Annotated in this window: 17 protein-coding genes; 5 read left to right on the top strand and 12 right to left on the bottom strand. The window is 47.2% G+C overall.

The features are described 5' to 3' along the window. The 3 genes from MHH60_RS29515 to MHH60_RS29505 form a co-directional block, all read right to left on the bottom strand. Positions 1 to 1,864 (bottom strand): transglutaminase family protein (locus MHH60_RS29515; protein ID WP_341161190.1); only part of this gene is annotated, 1,864 nt, incomplete at its 3' end. Next, a complete protein-coding gene (locus tag MHH60_RS29510) occupies positions 1,833 to 3,191 on the bottom strand; it encodes a DUF58 domain-containing protein (RefSeq protein ID WP_076138428.1) in 1,359 nt (452 codons plus the stop codon). The genes MHH60_RS29510 and MHH60_RS29515, both read right to left, overlap by 32 nt. A gap of 132 nt (positions 3,192 to 3,323) precedes the next feature. Continuing rightward, positions 3,324 to 4,697 (bottom strand): polysaccharide deacetylase, encoded by a 1,374-nt coding sequence (locus tag MHH60_RS29505; protein ID WP_076138427.1) that lies wholly within the window; start codon positions 4,695 to 4,697, stop codon positions 3,324 to 3,326. 107 nt (positions 4,698 to 4,804) lie between these two features. On the opposite strand from MHH60_RS29505, the gene MHH60_RS29500 reads away from it, so the two are divergent. After that, on the top strand, positions 4,805 to 5,473 hold the full coding sequence (locus MHH60_RS29500) for a DedA family protein (RefSeq protein WP_076106058.1): 669 nt from the start codon (positions 4,805 to 4,807) through the stop codon (positions 5,471 to 5,473). 14 nt (positions 5,474 to 5,487) lie between these two features. On the opposite strand, the gene MHH60_RS29495 is transcribed toward MHH60_RS29500, so the two are convergent. After that, entirely contained in the window at positions 5,488 to 6,750 is a 1,263-nt protein-coding gene (locus MHH60_RS29495; RefSeq protein WP_076138426.1) for an MFS transporter, read from the bottom strand. 150 nt (positions 6,751 to 6,900) lie between these two features. Between MHH60_RS29495 and MHH60_RS29490 the strand changes: the two genes are divergently transcribed. Then, entirely contained in the window at positions 6,901 to 7,842 is a 942-nt protein-coding gene (locus MHH60_RS29490) for a helix-turn-helix transcriptional regulator (protein WP_076138425.1), read from the top strand. Between the two features lie 95 nt (positions 7,843 to 7,937). Beyond that, entirely contained in the window at positions 7,938 to 8,243 is a 306-nt protein-coding gene (locus tag MHH60_RS29485) for a zinc ribbon domain-containing protein (protein ID WP_052096752.1), read from the top strand. 86 nt (positions 8,244 to 8,329) lie between these two features. Here MHH60_RS29485 and MHH60_RS29480 read toward each other — a convergent pair whose 3' ends face one another. From MHH60_RS29480 to bcp, 4 genes are all read right to left on the bottom strand, one after another. Then, positions 8,330 to 9,841, bottom strand: coding sequence for a DHA2 family efflux MFS transporter permease subunit (locus MHH60_RS29480; protein WP_076138424.1), 1,512 nt, complete (start codon positions 9,839 to 9,841; stop codon positions 8,330 to 8,332). Beyond that, a complete protein-coding gene (locus MHH60_RS29475; RefSeq protein WP_076138423.1) occupies positions 9,838 to 10,290 on the bottom strand; it encodes a MarR family winged helix-turn-helix transcriptional regulator in 453 nt (150 codons plus the stop codon). Before MHH60_RS29475 ends, MHH60_RS29480 begins: the two co-directional genes overlap by 4 nt. A 218-nt stretch (positions 10,291 to 10,508) precedes the next feature. Further along, complete coding sequence (locus MHH60_RS29470) at positions 10,509 to 14,792, bottom strand: 2-hydroxyacyl-CoA dehydratase (RefSeq protein ID WP_081389171.1); 4,284 nt, start codon at positions 14,790 to 14,792, stop codon at positions 10,509 to 10,511. 123 nt (positions 14,793 to 14,915) lie between these two features. Further along, positions 14,916 to 15,383, bottom strand: a complete 468-nt coding sequence (bcp, locus tag MHH60_RS29465; RefSeq protein ID WP_081389170.1) for a thioredoxin-dependent thiol peroxidase — start codon at positions 15,381 to 15,383, stop codon at positions 14,916 to 14,918. Between the two features lie 105 nt (positions 15,384 to 15,488). Between bcp and MHH60_RS29460 the strand changes: the two genes are divergently transcribed. After that, positions 15,489 to 16,535, top strand: coding sequence for an LCP family protein (locus tag MHH60_RS29460; RefSeq protein ID WP_076138422.1), 1,047 nt, complete (start codon positions 15,489 to 15,491; stop codon positions 16,533 to 16,535). A 124-nt stretch (positions 16,536 to 16,659) separates the two neighbouring features. After that, positions 16,660 to 17,976: a glutamate-1-semialdehyde 2,1-aminomutase gene (locus MHH60_RS29455; RefSeq protein ID WP_076138421.1), complete on the top strand. Its 1,317-nt coding sequence runs from the start codon at positions 16,660 to 16,662 to the stop codon at positions 17,974 to 17,976. A 552-nt stretch (positions 17,977 to 18,528) separates the two neighbouring features. On the opposite strand, the gene MHH60_RS29450 is transcribed toward MHH60_RS29455, so the two are convergent. The 4 genes from MHH60_RS29450 to MHH60_RS29435 all read right to left on the bottom strand — a co-directional run bounded on the left by MHH60_RS29450 (position 18,529) and on the right by MHH60_RS29435 (position 21,630). Next, positions 18,529 to 19,149 carry a hypothetical protein gene (locus MHH60_RS29450; protein ID WP_076106047.1) on the bottom strand — a complete coding sequence of 207 codons (621 nt, stop codon included), beginning with the start codon at positions 19,147 to 19,149 and terminating at the stop codon, positions 18,529 to 18,531. A 169-nt stretch (positions 19,150 to 19,318) separates the two neighbouring features. Then, on the bottom strand, positions 19,319 to 19,870 hold the full coding sequence (gene def / locus MHH60_RS29445; protein WP_036679906.1) for a peptide deformylase: 552 nt from the start codon (positions 19,868 to 19,870) through the stop codon (positions 19,319 to 19,321). A 101-nt stretch (positions 19,871 to 19,971) separates the two neighbouring features. Beyond that, positions 19,972 to 21,264: a stalk domain-containing protein gene (locus MHH60_RS29440; RefSeq protein ID WP_076138435.1), complete on the bottom strand. Its 1,293-nt coding sequence runs from the start codon at positions 21,262 to 21,264 to the stop codon at positions 19,972 to 19,974. Between the two features lie 108 nt (positions 21,265 to 21,372). Next, positions 21,373 to 21,630 carry a hypothetical protein gene (locus tag MHH60_RS29435; RefSeq protein ID WP_036679858.1) on the bottom strand — a complete coding sequence of 86 codons (258 nt, stop codon included), beginning with the start codon at positions 21,628 to 21,630 and terminating at the stop codon, positions 21,373 to 21,375. Positions 21,631 to 21,635 lie beyond the last annotated feature (5 nt).

Genomic DNA, 21,635 nt, shown 5'->3' with positions numbered 1-21,635 from the left:
GTGCAATCGCCGCGGCCGCAGGCCGTGCCGGCGCGGGGAAGCCAGCCGCAAGCGCAGGACCCGGCGTCGGATCGAAAGGAACCCAACCTGCGCCGGCAAAATAAACCTCTACCCAAGCATGCGCATCCCCTTGGGTGACTAAATACTTCGCCGGCATGGCTTCCTCCTGCTGGGTTCCAGGTCCGTAGCCTTGAACATACCGCGCTGGAATACCTGTGCTTCGCAGTAATACGGTCATCGCTGTGGCAAAATGCACACAGTAACCTTGTTTGGTCTCAAACAGGAAATAATCCACAAAATCAGCCCCAGCTGGCGGAACCATGGTATCCAGCGTGTAAGAATATCCGTTTTGCAAATAATCCCGAATGGCGGTTGCGGAGTCATATCGGTTGCCCGAGGAAGCTGTGAGCTTCTCTGCCAGAGCTTTCACTCGCTCAGGTAATAAATCAGGCAGCTGCAAATATTTGTTCTTTATCTCTTGAGGATCAGCATCACCCAACCCGCGCAGCAGTACTGGATTACTCTCGGGAAGTATAGAATCAACTATATACTCAGTGATCCGAGTTGACCCCACCGAATCTGGCAGACGAAAGGTATCCCTGTCCTTATTCGCCAGAACATAACCAAGCTGGCTGCCATTGGATAGTTGAACTGTCTCAACATCCGTTATGGTGCCCGCATTGAATACAGGAATTCCGCCGGAAGAGGGGCTGACAAATTGTATCCGCTGTTGCAAAGTCCGCCCCCCATTAGTAGTGGTTACCGTCGCCGGAATCTGAGGCAGGCTGGACAAGTTAAGCGGAGTAAATTCCTCACCCCCTCTGATCCAACGGCGTCCGTCATAATAGGCGATGCTCTCCCCGCGCCAATAGGTACGCTGGCTGGTCAATGCTGTGAAGACTGGCTCGGTATTGCGTGATAATGGAGCCCCCAGTTCTCCATCATTTGTACTATACCCTGTTGTTCCTGCAGGTATAGCCTCATTATCTTCCGGCATATGGCCCGAAGCCCATTCCTGCAGCTTTTCAAAGGTGGACTGGAGTGTAGTTTGGTTAGGCGGTCGTACTTCATATACCTGCCCACCAAACCATGCTGTCATCATGACGAATATAGCAGCCGCTAATGCCAAAACTCCCCATCGGGCATACGGCAGGTGAATGCTGCCCACCCGTTCCCGCAGACGGAGCAAACCACTCATTGCTTGCATCCATACAATAAGCCCCACTGATATTACAACATCCGTTGTCGTATTAACGCCAAAGCCAATATCCAGAACCAATAGATAAATGAGGGTCACCGCCGTAAACAGCAGCGTGCTTCCTCTGAAAAGTGCAAGCTGCTGCACCGAAGATACCAGCAGCCCCCAGCCAACTATCAAAATCAAAAGTCTGCTGATCTCGCTTAGCTGAGAGACATGCCCGGAAAAGAGCAAAATCAGATCATTTGGAATTTCTACTGCATAAATGCCCAGCCATCCTGTCCCTACGCTCTCGCTGCATAGATGTAGCCAAGCCGTGCCGATCATCAAACATTGGATACTTAGCAATAGCCACCCGGGAATCTGAAGGATTCCCCACATCAACAGCACGGCAGCAGAAATCATCAGAATCTGCAGCAATCTAGCAGTATCTTCCAATGAAGTCGTTCTATATAAAGGGAGCAGCCATTCTAAAAACAGCCCCAAAACAGCCAAAGAGAACAGCATACGATAATACAGAGGTATTTTTCTCTGTTTACCGGCATGACTGTTCTCCAGTTTTTCCAAATGGAGCTGCTTGGGTTCCTTTCCACTGTGCCCATTCATAGAGAAGCTTGTGTCAACCGGTAACCGCTTACCGTAGCGTTGGTTTTCCGGATGATTCATGGTACTCTACCTCCCTGAGCCTGTAAGCTGGCAATGCATCATCCAGACAAAACATCCGTGCTCCCAGACGACCCAGACTATCCCCGACCGTTCCCCGCACAGGCTGGCGGATCTCCTGCAGCATTACCTCCGCAGGCACCGGAGCTGGCTGATCCCAAGCATAATAGAGCTCAACTTTTACACCTTGCACTAAGAACTTAGCGATAACCTTGGCGGATTGTTCCTCTAACTTTCCTGTCACAATAGCAACCGTCATTCCCGGAATCCAGCCTCTAGAAGCATCCTCCAAAAGCTCGGACAGGGTTCTTGTTCCATTCGGAGAAATATCAGTTAGAATATCCAGCACTCTCCCTGGGATTTTGCCCAGTCCTTCATGCCTAGCCATACCTTCCGGCCAGCCTCCGCTGAATAACTGGACATACGCACCTGACTGCTCAGCAAAGAGCATCAGCCCCATCGCCGTTGACACCGCCTTCTCAAATACCGGAGGCTGCTCCTCCCGACTGCCACGAGGTGTAAGTGCATTGGCTGGAATCTCATAGCTTTTGGGATCATTAGCCAACACGATACAGCTCATTCTTGCCTTTTCACGTTCTGGAACTTTGCTCTGCAGATTCCCTAGCCGGGCGCTGTTCTTCCAATGAATTCGGCTAAGCGGATCACCGGGCTCATATTCCCGCGATTCCATCGTCTCATCATTGCTGCTTCTTCCCCTTCTGGAATAGAGCGAATCACCGCTAATATAGCCGCTGTCCGGGGCTGCTCCGCCATAATATAGGGGGGCTGGCAGCACTTTAACGCTATGCTCTTCAGCAGGCTCAGATCGGCCTGTGAACCAGCCGGGCAAATCTCCCCAGGTTACTCTACAGCCCTGCAAATGATGATGTCCCCGCGGCATATTCTCAAGAAGGTAGGTGTATTCAAAAGAGCGTCTGAATCCCGGAAACAGTAGCTTGTGATGTCCTCTGTCCCCCCAAAAATCAGCGATAGTCAGCCATGGCAGTGGAAGCCGGGCAGAGAAATTCACCCGCACCTTCACAAGCAGTGTACTTCCAGCTATCGGTCTTACTGGAGTGATTGTCCGTTCAATCTTTATCGCCCGTGGACCTGAAAGTTGAACAATCAGTCCGCCAACCATGATAACGCCTACAGCGATCAGCAGAAATAAGAGTGATGCGCCTCCGCGCCATGCATATAAAACACCTATAATTCCAGCCACAGCCAGCATCCGCAACCATTCACCCAACGCACTACGGCTACGCGGATAGCTTCTAACTCTTTCAGTCTTGTTATTTAATTTGTGTTCTACTTTTTTTGAAGAGGACAATGGAACGAACACCCTTCCTTTGGGTCTAGACTTGTTCCCAGCTGAGGAACTTATTACTATCTATTCTTCCCATGAAAAAGGGTGCCCAGACATTGTTTTTTTCTTTTAAAAAAACTGCCTGAGCGCTAAATCTCAGAAGGCTATTACCCGGCGCTCACCTTCCGTCACGCTTATATTTAAAGGAGGATGATCGGCTGTCTCCAGCAGCTCACGCAGCGATACCCAGATAGAACCGCCAATCATCTCCACACTTGCACCGTTTATCTTTTGAACATGATCAGGAAGATTTAACAGGAGTTCCTTGTTCGCCACATCCGCGATGATATCTTTGCCGTTCCAGGCAATCTTCCCACTGCGACTGCCCGCATCCCAGCTAATCTGCCCTCCCAGCCGTTCGATCACAGCGCGGAGTGGCACCATATATTTTCCTTTTTGCAGAGTATATTCACCTGGCGCCAGCTTCGTCTCCAGCTTTCCAACCTCCAGCACCAAAGGTTTGCCGGGCGCAAACAGCTCTGCATTCGGTATGATATTCGAGGTGATCCAAGCTTCGGAAGGTTTCACTCTGCCTAAGCTGTTTGCTTTCGAGGAGACTCTGAATTGTACAGGCTCCACCGTCTCATCTAAAAGGCCAAAGCTGTATCCAGCAGCCTTATAACGCGCAATAATATCAGGCAGTGCTTTAACACTCTCCTGATGGCCGCCGCCATCATGCAGCAGCAGAATAACCCGAGAGGACTTCAGATCCGCGGTTGACTCTTTTAAGATTTCAGACGCCGGTACCCCTTTGCGTTTGGAGTCCCCGCTGTCCACCGTCCAATCCGTAACGATATAACCGGCTTGCTTCAACAAATTGAAGTAGGTATTATCAAAGTGATCAAAGGTTCCGCCCGGGGCGCGGATAAGTTGCGGGCGAATCCCTGTAATGCCCCGAACAATTTCTTCGGTCTTTTTAATCTGGCTCCAAAATTCAGTGAATCCACTATATAAATCATGGTAATTATGATTATAGGTATGATTGCCAATAGCATGTCCCTGTTCCCATATGGCATTAATTAGCTCTGGATGGCTTTTCGCTTGATTACCAAGGACAAAAAAGGTCGCCTTCACACCTTGCTGCTGTAAAATTTTAAGAACGTTGAAGGTATTGTCACTCGGTCCGTCGTCAAATGTAATATAGACCGTTTTTGAAGCTTTCTTTGCGGCCGTAATTGCTGAATATGTTGTCGACACCTTGGATACTTGTGCCGTACCGGAATTCAATTTAACTTCTGGAGAAGCAGTCACAATGGACTCTGCTTTAGGAGGCAATTCTTGCATCGCCACTAACGGGAGATTATTCTTAACAGAGACAGACTCCGCACTTGCGGACTGTAATGAACGATTCATCCAAGAATCTACACTCTCCCCTGCGTTCCATCCCAGCATTACGATGACGATTACAACCATAACAAGCAATCCGCTTATCAAGTTTCGGCGGCCGTGAGTGTTTTTGTTACCTTTCATCTTCTCTACCTCCAGCATTCTATTGGCTCAAAAGCCATTTGGTAGATTGTATGAAGACAAGCTTCAAAATAGAATAAGGCAACTGCCCCTTGGAGAGTGAGAAGCTTATGGAAATGCTGAACTTTATACAAGAATTATTCAGCAAATATGGATATAGCGTATTGTTTTTTGGATTGCTGCTCGAATTCGTTGCCTTGCCGTTTCCCGGAGAAACTACCATGGCTTTTGCAGGTTTTCTTTCCTATACGGGAAGACTTGATTTCATAACGTTGATTCTAGTGGCCTTTGCAGGGACCACAGCCGGGATGACCCTCACCTATTTTGTCGGGCTAAAAGCCGGAATGCCCTTCATCCAGCGATACGGCAAGTGGCTGCTGTTCTCCCCTGCCAAGCTGGATAAAACGCAAAAATGGTTCGAGAAATACGGCAGTATCCTTATTTCCATCGGATATTTTATTCCAGGCGTTCGTCACTTTACCGGCTATTTTGCTGGTATAGTTGCGCTGCCCTTCCGTAAATTCGCCCTCTACGCTTATAGTGGAGCATTATTCTGGGTAGTGCTGTTTCTTGGCATAGGACGGGTATTTGGTCCGCAGTGGATGGGTATTTTCCATTTATTCGAGTTATATGCACTATGGATTATCTCTGGCGGTGTAGCTATAGCTGCCCTTGTAATCCTGTATCGCTACCGCAAAAAGATAAGCATCCGCCTGTTCCCGCGCAAAGCTGCCATAAAGCTACAGACTCAGGTTAAAAAAACTTCCAAAGGACGGTGAAGCCACCGCCCTTTTTAAATGCGTTTTTTCTTGCTGCGTACCCCCGCATATCCTGCAAGCAAAAGCGCAACTATGGCAAATCCCGCTCCCCCAGCAAACCCTACCATTCTTGGTTCCACCCCTTCTAATAGCCACCCGGCGAACAGCATAGATAACCCCAGCAGCGTATTTCCTACTGCAGACAGGAGTCCAAACACAAAGGGCTGCATAGCAGATGGCGTTTCCCGCATAACAAGCGTATCCAGACAGGCATTCCCCGTTCCCCCGGCAAATGACAGCAGAATATATAACATAAATGCTGCCGCAAAATGATTGCTGACACTGATGCCCATCAATAATACACCTTCAAGTAAAAGCCCTCCGATGGCTACAATCAGCAGCCCCTTTTTTAAATAACGTGAGGTGAAAAAACTAAGGCTAAGACCGATGCCAAGCGCCGCATAAAATGCCCCCACTCCAATATCCCCCGCGTGAAATACCTGTATCGCATAGACACTGATCAGTACATTATCCAGACCATTTAGCAACGGCACCAACAGCTCATAACCGAAAATGACCTGCAATGTTAGACTTCCGCCAATTACCATTCCCAGAGCACGCAGTTGACCGTATTGTGCTTCTTTATCGGATTTTTCTAAGTCCCCCTCAGGAGAATATGTAGCCTTCTTAGCCACCGTCGCCAATTCCGTATGTTGTGGAAAATCGATACCGTAAATTAACATCGCCGCGATTAAAAAAGACACTGCATTCATAATGAACGCTGCCTCCGGACCAAACCACATCGACACCACCCCTCCACTGAACGCTCCAAGGATCAGCACGCAGCCGCTCATTAACTGCTCTAGTCCGTTGACGGTCAGCAGAGAATCTTTGGTGACGAGCAAGGGGATAGTGGACTTACGAACAGGACTGTAAATGGCTTCGCCAGCTGCCAGCAAAAAACTTGCCATATATAACAACCACAACTTCTCCTCCCCATCCACCCATAAAAAGGCTAAGGCTACCGGGACCCTCAACATATCAGTAGCTATCATGATATATTTGCGTGGAACTTTGCTGCTAAGTATGCCTCCAAGCGGGGCCAGAAATAAATAAGGAAGCAGTCTCACCCCTAACGAAATCCCTACCGCCATGCCTGATCCCGTCAACTGCAGAACCAGCGCCAGTACTGCAACGCTAGTAAAACGATCACCAATTCCATTGATCAAGCCGGCTGTGAACAATCGTGAATATCCCTTATGACTCCTAAACATCGCAACAGCTGAGTAATTATCCATAAAATAAACCTCATTTCATCTATTTATACATGTATCTAATTAGATATTAATCGAATCATTAATTTATGACAATGCTTTATTTTCAAGGATTTGCTAAAATGAAATACAGCATTACTTCACGGAAATCTCCGGGAAAGAAGGAATTATCATTTGAAAATAGATCGATTGCTCTCTATCGTTATCCTGCTAATGAACCGCCGCCTAATTCAGGCGAAGGAGCTAGCCGATATGTTCGAGGTATCTGTGCGCACGATTTATCGTGATATTGAAAGCATTAACGGGGCCGGAATTCCTATCGTCACCTATCAGGGAGCTAACGGTGGGATCGGGCTTATGGAAGGATACCGGCTGGACCGCAATGTTTTGACGGATCGTGAGCTGGCGGATATTTTCACGGCTCTGCAGAGCGTCTCATCTTATGGAGGAAATGAACATAGGCTGCTCATGGAAAAGATCAGCAGCGTAATCCCGCCCTCCCAATCCGCCGCCTTCCGCAGCAAAACGACTCAGCTCATCATCGACTTCTCCCCATGGGGTCTTCAACGTATTCTCGAAGAAAAGCTTGCCACTCTAAAAGAAGCACTTGAGGAAAGCGTGACCGTAAACTTTGATTATGTGGATGCTGCGGGTCAGACTAGCCAGCGTTCGGTAGAGCCGTATACTTTAGTGCTGAAGGGGCAAGCATGGTACTTATATGGATTTTGTCTGAATCGTCAGGATTTCCGTCTGTTTAAGCTGTTGCGCATGAAAGAGCTTGTTAAGAATACCCAAGTTTTTATTGCAAAAGATGTGGATGCAAGCGAGCTGCCTTGGAGCAACGATTATCAGAGATCAACCGTAACAACAGCAACACCCATCGTTTTGCAGTTTAAGGCTGAGAGCAAACATCTAGCGGAAGAGCGGTTTGATTCTACCGAGCTACTGCCCGACGGTAATGGAGGTTACAAGGTTACCATCAACTATCCTGAGGATGGATGGCTGTATGGTTTCCTGCTAAGCTTCGGGATGCATGTAGAGGTTTTAGAGCCACCGCATATTCGGCAAAAGCTGGGGCAGCTTGCAGCAGGCATAGCAGCAAAATATACAACCTAACAATAAACCTGACGGAATGCCGTCAGGTTTATTGTTCTATACTGAACTTAAAGCGGGCGCTCGAGAGCTTGCATACCTTTAAAGGAGTGTTAAATATGGGACATGAACATGTAGAGCAAGGAGATCTTAAAATTTGTCAAAGCTGTGGGATGCCAATGCCTACGGCGGAATTGCTTGGAACGGACCAGAATGGCAACAAGATCGAAGATTACTGCGTGTACTGCTATGAGAATGGCGCATTCAAACAGCCTAATATCACGTTGCAAGAAATGGCTGACATTTGTACAGGCTATATGGTCGAAGAAGGAATGGATGAGAATGTTGCCCGTAAACTTCTCGCCGAGCAGCTGCCACATTTGAAACGTTGGAGCGATCCTGCAGCTGTGTCTCCAGCTAACTAATAGCAGCACAACAAAAAGAAGCGCCCTACGGAACCATAACGGTTCTTAGGACGCTCCTTTTTCCATTCTTTTTTTGCCCAGTTTTTTTATTGATTATTCTGCTGTGGCTGCACTTCTTCCGTCTTCAGGAAGTCTGGCTGCGGTGAAGTCTTTTTAATAAAGAAAGCCAATACCAAAGCAATTACAGTGATCCAGGTAGCAATGTTAAAGGCATGCGTAACCCCGCTAATTGTAGCCTCTTGCGTAAGCTTAAGCATCGCTGCTTTATCGTTTAACGAAACCGTTCCGCTCATAAGCGTATCAGTGATTGTGCTCTTCGTCTTATTGGTCATTAGACTGACGAACAACGCCATTCCCAGCGCGCCCCCGACCGTCCGCAACGTATTCGACATTGCTGTACCATGCGAGCTTAAACGCTGTGGAAGCTGATTAAGTCCAGCCGTTACAATCGGCATCGATAACATCGACATGCCTAACATCCGAACCGTGTAAGTAATAATCATATGCGTATACGTCGTACTGTCTGTAAGCTGGCTGAATTGCCAAGTCGTAATTACTGTAATAATCAGGCCTACCACAGACAGCCATCTTGCCCCGATTTTATCAAATATAATCCCCGTGATTGGAGACATAATTCCCATTAGAATGGCTCCCGGCAAAAGCATAAGACCAGACTCCATTGGCGTAAAGCCACGGATCGTCTGCAAATAAATCGGCAGCAAAATCATACCCGAATATAAAGCCATCGTAATGATGATATTGATTAATGTCGTGAGTGAATACATATTGTATCTGAAAATCCGGAACTCAAGCAGTGGTGTCTCAGCCTTGAGCTCTCTCCATACGAATAAAGCCAGTGCAATCACACCCACAATGAGGCAGGTAATGACTGTTGCACTTCCCCAACCATCGGTTCCAGCATCACTGAAGCCGTACAACAATCCCCCAAAACCAATAGTAGACAGGATAACACCCGTTTTATCCAGTTTCGGAGAGGTTGTTTGCCCTACGTTTTGCATTGTTTTCATACCTAGCAAGGTAGAAAGAATAGCCAGCGGAAGAACGATAAAGAACAATACGCGCCAAGAATAGTTCTGAACTACCCACCCTGACAACGTTGGACCTACAGCTGGAGCAAAAATCATGGCTACCGCCATTAGCCCCATCGCTTTTCCCCGCTCTTCAATTGGGAAGATGCGAAGAAACACAATATTCATTAACGGCATCAAAATCCCTGCGCCAACCGCCTGAATGACTCTGCCGACCATGATCATTTCAAAGCCTGTTCCGATTCCACAGACAAGTGTACCTAACGAAAAAAGTGACATCGCGGTGATGAATAACTGGCGGGTTGTAAACTTTTCCACCAGAAACGCACTAATCGGTATCAGCACACCGTTCACGAGCATAAATCCCGTTGTTAGCCACTGTGCCGTATTCGTAGCGATTTTTAGATCGTCCATTATGCTCGGCAATGCCACATTAAGAAGTGTTTGGTTCAAAAGTGCGACAAATGCGCCTATTAAGAGCGCTGCAATAATCGGCCCTCTACGTATTCCCTTAGTTGCCGCTGCAGCGTTACCTGTAATTGTACTCATAAATTCTGTTTGTCTCTCCCCTGCTCTAAGATCTGAATGATTTCGGTATGAATCCTAAGTAATTCGCCTGCATCCTCGGCAGGTATATTGGATAGTGGAAGTAAGTGTCTTCTGAGCGATTGCTTACTTCTTTCCCTGATCTCTTTGCCCTTTTCAGTAATCGCCAAGTTGTATATACGCCGATCTACCTCAGAACGCTGTCTTGTGATCAAATCGGCTTTCACCATCCGGTCCACTACTCCGCTCGCTGCACTGTTCCCCAAATGTAATAGCTCGGCAAGATCTGTAATGCCAATATCGGGATTTGCAGATATTTTGCGGAGAACCATCAACTGTGTTGGTGTAATGTCCAGCTCTTCGGCATCCTTCCACAGCAGCTGCTGGAAGGCATGGCTAATCCGGCGAAAAGAGGAGAAAATATCATCTAATTGCTGCTCCTTATCTTCCAAATCTTCACCTCCAAAGAATTAATTAGTTAGACCATCTAATAGTTCGCATGCGTACTATTTTACACCTTAACTAAATTTCGGTCAATATTTTGCTGTAACTTTCTGAAAGATAATTTTATATTGCAGGAAAAACATGAAAATCATACATAAGTGCACAAAGCATAAAAAAAAAGCGAGCCAAGGTAGGTCCTTGGTCCGCTTTTTTGTCTGAACAATGCTCAGGTTAAGCTGTATGAACTTTCAGGTAAAGTCTGCTGCTGAGGCTTATCCTGCAGTTTTAAATTAGATGGCTTAGTCTCTTCCTGGCTGCTGGCAATTGACATCATCAGCTTAATCCGATTCGCTTGGTTGACTACGCTAACTCCAGCATCATAGTCAATCGCCACGATATTTGCACCCGGATATAATTCCTTAAGACCTTTAATCATCCCACGCCCGGTGATATGGTTGGGCAGGCACGCGAACGGTTGAATACAGGCGATGTTGTTCACACCATTATCCAACAAATCCATCATTTCTGCGGTTAAAAACCAGCCCTCACCCATCTGATTCCCTACGGACACCAGTCGGCTGGCCTTCTCGGCAAGACCATAAATATTCTCCCGTCCTTTAGCCAGCCCCGCATCCTCAAGGGCAACCTTAATCGGCTTACGGTAAATTTCCAGATAAGAGATCAGCATGGGATTGATATAGCCGAGCCGTTTGCTTTTGCCGAATTGCTCAGCTTTATAGATCGGATTATATACACAATAGAAAATGAAATCCAGGAAGTCCGGCATTACCGCTTCCCCGCCCTCTGCCTCGATCATCTCTATAATGCGGTTATTGGCATCCGGATGGAATTTGATCAGGATCTCACCGACAATGCCTACTCTTGGTTTAGTAACACCTGTAACAGGCAGCTTGCAGAACTCTGCAACAATCTCACGAATCAGGCGTTTGTATTCTCGGAATGAAAAGTTGGATAAGCTTGCCTTGCAACGCTCCATCCCTTTGCGGAATAGATCTTCGGCACTTCCTGGAACAACCTCATGCGGCCTAAAGTGATTTAACATCCGCATCATAAGATCACCATAACAAGCGGCAGCTATCAACCGATTCGCCAGCTTAAGACTGATACGGAAACCCGGCTGATTTTCCATCCCTGAAGCATTGAGTGAAATCACCGGAATTTGTTCAAGGTCTGAATCCTTTAAGGCTTTGCGCAGCAAAGAAATATAATTCGTAGCCCGGCAGCCGCCACCCGTCTGTGACATAATCACAGCAGTACGATCCGGATCGTATTCCCCACTTTTCAGCGCCGACAGAATCTGGCCAATCGTCACAATTGCCGGATAACACGCATCATTATTAACGTATCTCAGACCTTCTTCTGTCTCTTCGGGTCCGGTCGTCTCAAGTATCTTCAGACGGTATCCGGCATCGCGAAACACCTGTTCAAACAATTCAAAATGAATAGGCGACATCTGTGGTGCAAGAATGGTATAGGTCTCTTTCATTTCCTTCGTAAATAACACATTAGCCTGCACTTTTGGCGGCTTTTGCGGCACTACCTTACCTTTTTCACGCTCACGCATTGCCGCCAGCAATGAACGAAGCCGAATGCGCGCTGCACCAAGATTGCTGATCTCATCGATTTTGATCAATGTATATACCTTGTTATGTCTTTCCATAATATCCTGTACGGCATCACAAGTGATCGCATCGATCCCACAGCCGAAGGAAGTCAATTGAACAAGCTCCAGATCCGAGCGGACTGCAGCAAGGCGGGCTGCACGGTACATCCGGGCATGGTAGGTCCACTGATTAACAACAGCCACATCCCCTTCGCTGTGGTCCAGATGGCAGACAGAATCTTCTGTCAGCACGGCGAGTCCCATCCCGGTTATCATATCCGCTATCCCGTGATTAATCTCAGGATCGGCATGATAAGGGTGCCCGCAGAGCAGGATTCCTTTGGTTCCAGTATCAGCTAGGTACACAAGGGTCTCTTCCCCTTTGGTACGCACATCACCTTTGGCGTTATCAGCCTCTGTAAGTCCCGCCTGCACCGCGGACGCAATCTCTTCTCGCGGAATGCTGGTAAATGTCTTCACCAGCCCTTTGGTCAGCGCAGAAATATCATCAAAGGTCAGGAATGGGCTGACAAGCTTGATTCCATTGTCCTTTAACCCATCCATATTGTTGCGAATGACTTCGGGGTAAGAGGCGACCACTGGACAATTGAAGTGATTATCCGCGGCTTCATCTTCTTTTTTCTCATACACCACCGCTGGATAAAAAATAAAATCGACACCTTTACCGATCAGGCTTTGCACATGTCCATGCGCCATCTTCGCAGGATAACATATCGATTCTGACGGAATCGTATCCATTCCGCTTTCGAAAAGCTTCTTGCTGGATTTAGGGGAAAGAATCACCCGATAGCCCAGTTTGGTGAAAAAAGTGTGCCAGAACGGGTAATTCTCAAACATATTCATGGTACGCGGAATCCCGACGGTCCCCCGCCATGCCCCTGTTTCCGGTAAACTCTCGTATTCAAAAAACCGTTCATATTTATACTGCATCAGATTCGGCAGGACATTTTTCTCTTTTTTGACTCCTGCGCCACGTTCGCAGCGATTGCCGGTCACATAAAAGCTCTTATCCGGAAAACGGCTGATCGTCAGCGCACAGTTGTTCCCACAGCGGCCACAGCGGCCTGAGGAGACCTCATATTTAAAGCTGGCAAGCTCCTCTGGTCCAAGCAGCGTACTGGATCCGTTACCCCCTGCTTGCTCACGCGCAATCAGTGCACAGCCGTAAGCCCCCATTACACCAGCTATATCCGGTCTAACCACCGTCCGCCCCGTCAAGGACTCAAAGGCGCGCAATACAGCTTCATTATAGAAGGTACCGCCCTGAACGATGATATTTCGCCCTAAGTCCTCCGGATTGCGGATTTTAATTACTTTTTGCAGAGCATTTTTGATCACAGAGTAGGCAAGACCCGCCGATAAATCCGCTAATGATGCGCCTTCCTTCTGAACCTGCTTGACCTTAGAGTTCATGAACACCGTGCAGCGCGAGCCCAAATTAACAGGCTGAGTCGCTTCGAGTGCAGTTTTGGCAAATTCCTCGATTCCAAGTCCGAGGGCAGAGGCAAAGCTCTCCAGAAAAGAGCCACAACCGGCTGAACAAGCTTCATTGAGCATAAGGCTGTCTATAGCACCGCCACGGATCTTGATGCACTTCATGTCCTGACCACCGATATCCAGTATGAAATCTACTTCTGGCATGAACTTTGAGGCTGCCTTGTAGTGTGCAACAGTCTCTACTTCTCCGCCATCCGTCCGCAGAGCGGCCTTGATTAACCCCTCACCGTACCCTGTCACATATGAGCCTGCGATATGGCAGCCTTCAGGCAGAACCCGGTAGATTTCCTTCAGCGCATCACTGACCGACTGCAGCGGATTACCTTTGTTGCTGCCATAAAAAGTATAGAGAATTTCGTCAGCGGAGCCGGTCAACACGAGTTTAGTTGTGGTTGAGCCGGCATCAATCCCTAGATAACAGGGCCCACGATATAAGGCTAAATCTGATCTCGCTGCAGAGGCTTTACCGTGACGAAGCCGAAATTCTGCAAGCTCAGCGGCATTCTCAAAAAGCGGAGGCAATTCAGCATCCGCAGCTCGATCCGCAGTAAAATCAACTGCCGCAATTCGCGTGATCCAGCTCGAAAGTGGCAATACGACTGGATCAGCTTCGGAGAGCGCAGCTCCAATTGCCACGAAATACTGTGAGCGTTCCGGGAACAGGATATCCTCCTCCGCCAGCTCCAGCGTTTCCGCAAACCGCTGCCGCAAGGCAGGCAGGAAGGTCAGCGGTCCGCCAAGAAAAGCCACCCGCCCTCGAATCGGACGTCCACAAGCAAGACCGCTAATCGTCTGATTAACGATACTCTGAAAGATAGAAGCCGCCACATCCTCCCGGCGCGCTCCTTCATTAAGCAGCGGCTGTACATCGCTTTTGGCAAAGACACCACAGCGTGAAGCTATGGGATAAATTCGCTCATGCTTCTCCGCCAAAACATTTAAGCCTGCCGGATCGGTCTGCAGCAGCGCTGCCATCTGATCGATGAACGCTCCCGTTCCGCCCGCGCAGGCTGTATTCATACGCTGCTCAATGCCGCCCCGAAGATATATTATCTTAGCGTCCTCTCCACCCAGTTCAATCGCCGTGTCACATTCCGGGATCAGCGCACTGATCGCCTTCGTGCAGGCTATCACCTCCTGAATAAAGGGAACTCCACCTAATTTGGATAAAGACAAACCCGAGGAACCGCTTACAGTAAGCCTAGCTCCCCTCTCTGGGAATCTGTCGCGTACATCAGACAGAAGAGAGAGGGCCGCTTTTTTAATATCGCTATAATGTCTTACATAGTCTTGATAAACAATGATGTCCCGCTCTATGACAACTAATTTAGCAGTAGTTGATCCGATATCAAGCCCAATATGCAGCATTATCACTCCACCACCTCTTCTTGCTCCAAATTTGAAGCAATCATGAGGAAACTATATCATGACAACACCTTATATAAGCTGTTAAAAATGTAATAGACATCAATAAAAAGTAATTAGTAAAATTTATGATTCGCTTATTCCTTCTATCGTGTTTGCGACATGCCCTTTTACCCGTACCTTCCGCCATTCTTCCACTAATATCCCCTGCTCATCAATCAGAAAAGTAGATCGCACAATTCCCATAAATTCTTTGCCGTAAAGTTTCTTGAGCTGCCATACGCCGAACATTTCACTTACCTTATGATCCTCATCAGACAGCAGCGGAAAGGGCAGACTATGCTTCTCTGTAAATTTAGCGTGTGATGCCAAAGAGTCCGGACTAATGCCCAGAACAACCGCACCCGCCGCCGTGATTTGATCAAAAGCGTCACGAAATTCGCAGGCCTCCTGCGTGCAGGCTGGTGTCATATTTTTAGGGTAAAAATATAAGATGACCTTTCGGCCCAAGAAATCACTCAAACTAACCTCATGCCCATTGGAAGAGGGAAGGGTGAAATTGGGTACTTTTTGTCCAATAGCTACTTCGTTCAAGATATATCCACTCCTTCTTAAGATTGGGGAATTATTCCTAAATTGCACGTATCCCCAAAAGAAATTATAATGTAGTCAACGTGAATGCGAAAGGAAGAACGAGAAATGCCACCTAGAAAGAAAAGGCACGCAAAGACTGGTAAGTCAAAAAAGAAACCGCTGCTTTGGACGCTGGCCATTATACTCCTCCTTATTATCGGTGGAGCCATTTTCTACATTACAACCATTTACAATGAGCTTGGTAGCATGTCGAATACTGAAGATTCCCCTTTTCAAAATGCAGAGACCGTTGATGTCGACACCCCTGAGCCTCCTAAGTGGGAAGGTACAGAGCCTGTTAATATCCTATTAATGGGTGTAGATGCCCGAGGTGTGAAGAAAGGGGAAATCCCCCGTTCAGATACAATGCTCGTCGCTTCTCTTGACCCTGTGAAGAAGAAAATCAGTGTATTTTCAATACTGAGAGATACGTACGTTCCGATTCCAGATCATGGCGAAAAACGTATTAATACAGCGATTATTTATGGACCTAATACTGCGATGCAGACCGTCAGCGATCTGCTCGGTATCCCAATTCAATATTATGTCTACACGGACTTCCAAGGATTCATCAAGCTGGTTGATGCCGTTGGGGGTGTGGATTATGAAGTCGAAAAAGATATGGTCTACAAAACCGTTGCAGACGGTCCGGAATATGATATTGATCTAAAAAAAGGATATCAGCATCTTGACGGCAACATGGCGTTACAATATGTTCGCTTTCGGCATGATGCTACCTCCGATTTCACTCGAACCGAGCGCCAACGCGGTTTTCTCAAGGCTGTGGCTGATAAGTTGATCAGCACCACCTCCATTGTCAAGCTGCCAAATATCCTGTCGCAGGTTACGCCTTATATTGAAACCAATATGTCAGTTAATGATATGTGGAAGCTGGCAAGCGTAGGGTATAATAGCAGTATGGGTGGCAGTGAGCAAATTCCGCCAATGGATTTGCTCACTGAGAAGACTACAAGTGACGGATCACAGGTTATCGGAATTCGTAGCGAAAAGAAGCTAAAAGAATTTATACAGGATACCCTAAATGGTCCTGAGCCAACACCAACCCCTACATCGGAGAACACCTCCAATAGCAGTTCTGGCGGGACCAATTAAGGGCCTCACAAGCAAAGTTCACATGTACACAAAGCAGTGACTTGGTATAATACGGGCGGATAACGGAAAACACCGTTGTTCGCCCGTTCCCTTGAGCACCAACAATCGAAAGGATGATCACATTATGAATCGTTCCACATCTGAACAACTTTATCACGAAGCCCTCCAGCATATCGTTGGAGGTGTAAATAGCCCCTCCCGCTCCTTCAAAGCCGTTGGCGGCGGAGCACCTGTATTTATGAAACGCGCCAGTGGATCTCACTTCTGGGATGAAGACGGCAATGAATATATCGATTATCTCCAAGCCTATGGACCGATCATTACCGGCCATGCCCACCCTCATATTACCAAAGCAATTACTACAGCAGCAGAAAATGGTGTTCTTTACGGAACTCCAACCCAGCTCGAAATTAAACTTGCCAAAATGCTAAAAGAAGCCATTCCATCTATGGATAAAGTACGTTTCGTCAATTCCGGAACCGAAGCGGTTATGACAACGATTCGTGTAGCCCGTGCCTATACAAAACGCAGCAAAATCGTAAAATTCGCCGGCTGTTACCACGGCCACTCCGATCTGGTGCTCGTAGCAGCAGGATCCGGACCTTCTACACTTGGCATTCCAGACAGTGCCGGTGTTCCAAGCAGTATCGCCCAGGAAGTAATTACCGTTCCTTTTAATGATCTGGACAGCCTGAAAGAGGCGCTGGAGAACTGGGGCGAAGATGTCGCAGCTGTTATGGTTGAACCGATTGTGGGGAATTTCGGCATGGTGATGCCTAAGCCTGGTTTTCTCGAAGGACTTTGCAAGCTGGCTCACGATAATGGCTCCCTTGTTATTTATGACGAAGTCATTACTGCCTTCCGCTTCCATTATGGTTCTACACAAACCTATGTAGGGCTGGATAATCATGAGGACATTACTCCTGACCTTACTGCACTTGGCAAAATCATCGGTGGCGGCCTACCTATCGGCGCTTACGGCGGCCGCAAGCATGTTATGGAACAGGTAGCTCCACTTGGACCGGCATATCAAGCCGGCACAATGGCTGGTAATCCTGCGTCTATCTCTGCAGGGATTGCTTGTTTAGAGGTTCTGAGTGCAGAGGGTGTATACGAAGAAATGGATCGGCTTGCAATTCGCCTCGCCGATGGTCTTCAAGCATCTGCAGACCGTCATGGCATTCCACTGACAATCAACCGCATCCGTGGTTCGTTTTCCACTCATTTCTGTAATCATCCGGTTACGAATTATGATGAGGCTCAGGATACAGACGGCGAATTGTTCGCCAGCTTCTTCCGGCATATGCTGAACCGTGGCATTAACCTTGCCCCTTCGAAATACGAAGCTTGGTTCCTGACCACAGCACATACTGATGCAGATATCGATGCTACACTTATCGCAGCTGAAGAATCCTTCCGCGCTATGGCGGCTGAGAAATAAGATTGTTTTGAAACGGCAGTGCTTTATAAGCTAAAAAAGCTGAATAGATTAAGGGGCTGTCCCAGTCCCATAAACCGCAAATGTTAAAAGAGCAGCGATTCTCCTATATTGGAGGATCGCTGCTCTGCATTTTTACTCATCCACGGCCTGCATTTGTAGCTTGTGGCAAGCTTAAGCCAGCCGATCTCAAGCGTCAATTTCTATATGCTGCGTAACAGGTGTCGCCGGACATTCTCTGTGTTTAGTACAAGGGTTAGGGAGCTTCGATAGATAATTAGGGAAATTGTACCTTAAATTCAGGGATTTCTGGTCATTAAACTAATAATTAGGGAAATCCTCCCTATAAGTTAGCTAATTTAGTGGAAAATAAAGAACTTACCCCGTTTTTTAGGGAGAAAATCCCTAATTCTGTTCATTTACAGAGAATATAGGTTATTTTCAGGGAGTTTTTCCCTAATAACTCTGTAGCTCACACCGCAAAAAGCTCAAATACACTTTATCTACGGATTTCATCCGCTAACAGCGTTTGGAAGTCCAAATATTCTACTGCTCTCAAGTAAAATCCACCTGCTTGTCCAACGTAATCTCAGTCATTAACGGTCTTAACATTTGCTCGCTCCCGGGGACCAGCGAAAACTCTACACCCTCCAGATGCTCCGGCAGCGTTGGGGCGACCAAGAATTGCATTTGTGTATGCGCTCCACCTCCATGACCACCATGCGGCTGCACTTCATATTCATTCTCACCCGCCACTTCAAGCGTTAAAGCCGTTCGAAGATGAATATGTCCTACAGCCTCTTTTAAATATTTAATTTCCACAGTAACTATGCTGAAGGCTTCATACTGCATAGCATGCGTAAGTATATACTCGCATTCTTCAACGACCGTCCGCTTTACAATCGGAAGCACTCCCAGCAATAAACCAGGCTCTTCCCAATATTGTCTTCTGGGTACAGCTTCATTCAGAAGGTGCAAATGCTGCACAATCTGAGTAGTGTTCATCTCGAATCTAGTTGCCCATTCCTCAAGTAGCTTACTATCAGGGGATAATCGTTTCTTGCCTGTTATAGCTTTACGTTCCTGAATCAGACTCAAAATCTGCTCATCAATCTTTTTAACCTCATCATTATATTCGTTGGCGAATCCTCTAATTGGCATTCTGCTCCAGTTCATTTAACGCCCTCCTCTTATTACTAATTTAAATCCATTAATTGTAAGGGTACATCCTTTCGATTAATTTGTAAAATATTTGAAATATCACAGTCTTGCCGATAGGTAAAAAAAAAGCGACCCTCAGCTTTACGCTGTAAGGTCGCCCGCTTTTTAATTCAGAGTTACTCTCCTACTCATATAAGTTCCGGATCTCCACGCCCTGAGGCAGCTTAAACGGATTCTCCTTGTTAATTCGGTCATAGAACATAATCCCATCGAGATGGTCTATTTCATGCTGGATGATGATAGCTTGGTAGCCCTTAAATTTAAGGACAACCTCCTTGCCCTCCAGATCATAACCCTTCACCTTCACGGTTTCATACCGAGGTACAAAGCCATGCACGGGACGATCAACGGACAGACAGCCCTCGCTTTCTGGTAAGTACACCATAGACAGGGAGTGGCTTATGATCTTAGGGTTAACCCAAGCATGCTCTACAGCCCGCCCTCTCTCGTCTGTAAGATACATCGCGAACATACGCTTCTCCAATCCGATTTGATTCGCCGACAGACCTACGCCAGAGCGCAGTTTGTATTCTTCGGAAATCTCCGGGTCCTGACTGTTCTTCAAAAATTGAAGCATACATTGCAAAGCCTCACGATCTTCTGCCTGTAATGGAAGCTCCACTGGTTGTGCTACGGTACGAAGTACGGGATGGCCCTCCCGCACTATATCATCCATGGTGATGACATATTCAGCATTATATTTTGAACTAGACAATATTCCATCCACCTTTTCCTTACGGGCATAATTTAATTTCTTATGATGTATAGTATGCAGCTTTATGGATTTATGAAAGCAGTTCGCAGTTTGCTGCTGTAATTAACATCGAATCCAAGTCCTGTCGCCAAAGCGGCAAGGGGTAAGTAGGTTTTATCCTCCTTGCCTACCTTTTGCAGAAAAGCTGGAGTATCAATAGCCACGTTCTCTCCATTTACCTTAATAAATTTCGAGCCAATGGTGATCACAACGGTTCTTCCGCCATACACGATGGTAGCGCTGGAGGTTTTGTTATCCCACTTCCCGCTTGCACCCACGGCATTTAGAATATCTTTCAGCGCCAAAAAGTTCTGGCCATTTTTAAGGATAGGCTTATTGGGTGTATTCAACTCCACGCCCTTCACTACAATCGACATCGGTACCGATGCAGTAGCCATTGTAGCTACAGTAGGAACGCGATACTCTCCCCATTGTAACTCCGCAAAGACCTTAGCAATAGTCTCGTACCCAAGCTGCGTCGGGTGAAAATCAGTTTGCCCTGCTCCAATAATATGTGTCAGCGAGCCTTCTACCCCGGCAAACTTTGCCGCAACATGAGCTACAAGCACCTTCGCTCCCTCTTGGTTCACGCTTGCAGCTACACTATCCGCTGCTTCCGTAAATTTGCCCGCAGCCGTCATTAATCTGTTGTACATTTGACCAAGCGCGACCTTAGGGGCAGGTTGATATTGATCGGCCAGTATAATCGTCGTTTGCGGACTTACCGCACGAATATTCTCCAGCACTGCCTTCACATTTGTTTGATAATCCGCTAGCCGCTGGTCCAACTGTGTTTGGAAATCCGCATCCGTCAGCTCCTTGAACTGCAAGAACAGACTGCTTACATCATTCCCACCAATCGTAATGGTAATCAGATCAGCTTCCTTAAGCTCTGCTGCGATCTGTGGAGTTAGCTTCACGAACTGCTCTATTCGTGGATCTGGGAGACCTGCCTGAACTCCTTCAGCAGTAATCACTGAACCATCCTTGATTGCTCCTGTGTAATTACGTAATCCGGCCGTAGTCAGCCCTAGAATACCATAATTAGTAAGTGTACTTCTGCCATGATACCAGCCCTGCTCAAGCAATCTCTCCGCATAGCCATATGGCTTGATATTCACGTCCGTCATTCCTGGCTCGTAGCCAGCAGTAATGGAATCACCTAGAGCTACGATGCGAAAGACATCCTGCCCAGAGTCTTGTATTGCAGTCGTGTCAGCCGCATTTGCCGTGCCTGCTCCCACGCTAATCAGCGCAGATAACAAAAGCAGGCTGCTTATGCCAGCTGCCCAAATTTTTTTCCAATTGCCTAGCATCGTATCCCTCCCAAATTGTTCTAATTCCATTCTACCATCCCAGGGTAGCAACGCAAAAGAGCGGCCTCCTATATTCAGGAAACCGCCCCTCGCAAATCTCACTGGCTATTATTTGTCTGAATCTTCATCTGACTCTAACTTCTGCCCTGCACGCTCCAGATATTTATCATAACGGTCATCCAGCTCATATCCAATCTTACGATAACGCAATGTTTCTTCCACAATAGGATCGAGCGTAGTCTGAATACGAATTTCATATTTAGGTGAGATTTCCCGGATTTCCTTAGCCGTTCGATCGCCTTGTTCCATCTCTCCATCTACCAACATTTCGCTCAGCTTGCGTTCCAAATCATCCTTCTCACTCATGCTGT

Source organism: Paenibacillus sp. FSL H7-0716 (genome assembly GCF_038002705.1).
Taxonomy (GTDB): Bacteria; Bacillota; Bacilli; order Paenibacillales; family Paenibacillaceae; genus Paenibacillus_AQ; species Paenibacillus_AQ odorifer.
This window is presented reverse-complemented; position numbering and strand designations above follow the sequence as displayed.

Bases quoted from the DNA above. Each gene is read 5' to 3' on its own strand.
- MHH60_RS29505 (WP_076138427.1), bottom strand. From the start codon at position 4,697: ATGAAAGGTAACAAAAACACTCACGGCCGCCGAAACTTGATAAGCGGA.
- MHH60_RS29500 (WP_076106058.1), top strand. From the start codon at position 4,805: ATGGAAATGCTGAACTTTATACAAGAATTATTCAGCAAATATGGATAT.
- MHH60_RS29495 (WP_076138426.1), bottom strand. From the start codon at position 6,750: ATGGATAATTACTCAGCTGTTGCGATGTTTAGGAGTCATAAGGGATAT.
- MHH60_RS29485 (WP_052096752.1), top strand. From the start codon at position 7,938: ATGGGACATGAACATGTAGAGCAAGGAGATCTTAAAATTTGTCAAAGC.
- MHH60_RS29480 (WP_076138424.1), bottom strand. From the start codon at position 9,841: ATGAGTACAATTACAGGTAACGCTGCAGCGGCAACTAAGGGAATACGT.
- MHH60_RS29470 (WP_081389171.1), bottom strand. From the start codon at position 14,792: ATGCTGCATATTGGGCTTGATATCGGATCAACTACTGCTAAATTAGTT.
- MHH60_RS29460 (WP_076138422.1), top strand. From the start codon at position 15,489: ATGCCACCTAGAAAGAAAAGGCACGCAAAGACTGGTAAGTCAAAAAAG.
- MHH60_RS29455 (WP_076138421.1), top strand. From the start codon at position 16,660: ATGAATCGTTCCACATCTGAACAACTTTATCACGAAGCCCTCCAGCAT.
- MHH60_RS29450 (WP_076106047.1), bottom strand. From the start codon at position 19,149: ATGAACTGGAGCAGAATGCCAATTAGAGGATTCGCCAACGAATATAAT.
- def (WP_036679906.1), bottom strand. From the start codon at position 19,870: ATGGATGATATAGTGCGGGAGGGCCATCCCGTACTTCGTACCGTAGCA.
- MHH60_RS29440 (WP_076138435.1), bottom strand. From the start codon at position 21,264: ATGCTAGGCAATTGGAAAAAAATTTGGGCAGCTGGCATAAGCAGCCTG.
- MHH60_RS29435 (WP_036679858.1), bottom strand. From the start codon at position 21,630: ATGAGTGAGAAGGATGATTTGGAACGCAAGCTGAGCGAAATGTTGGTA.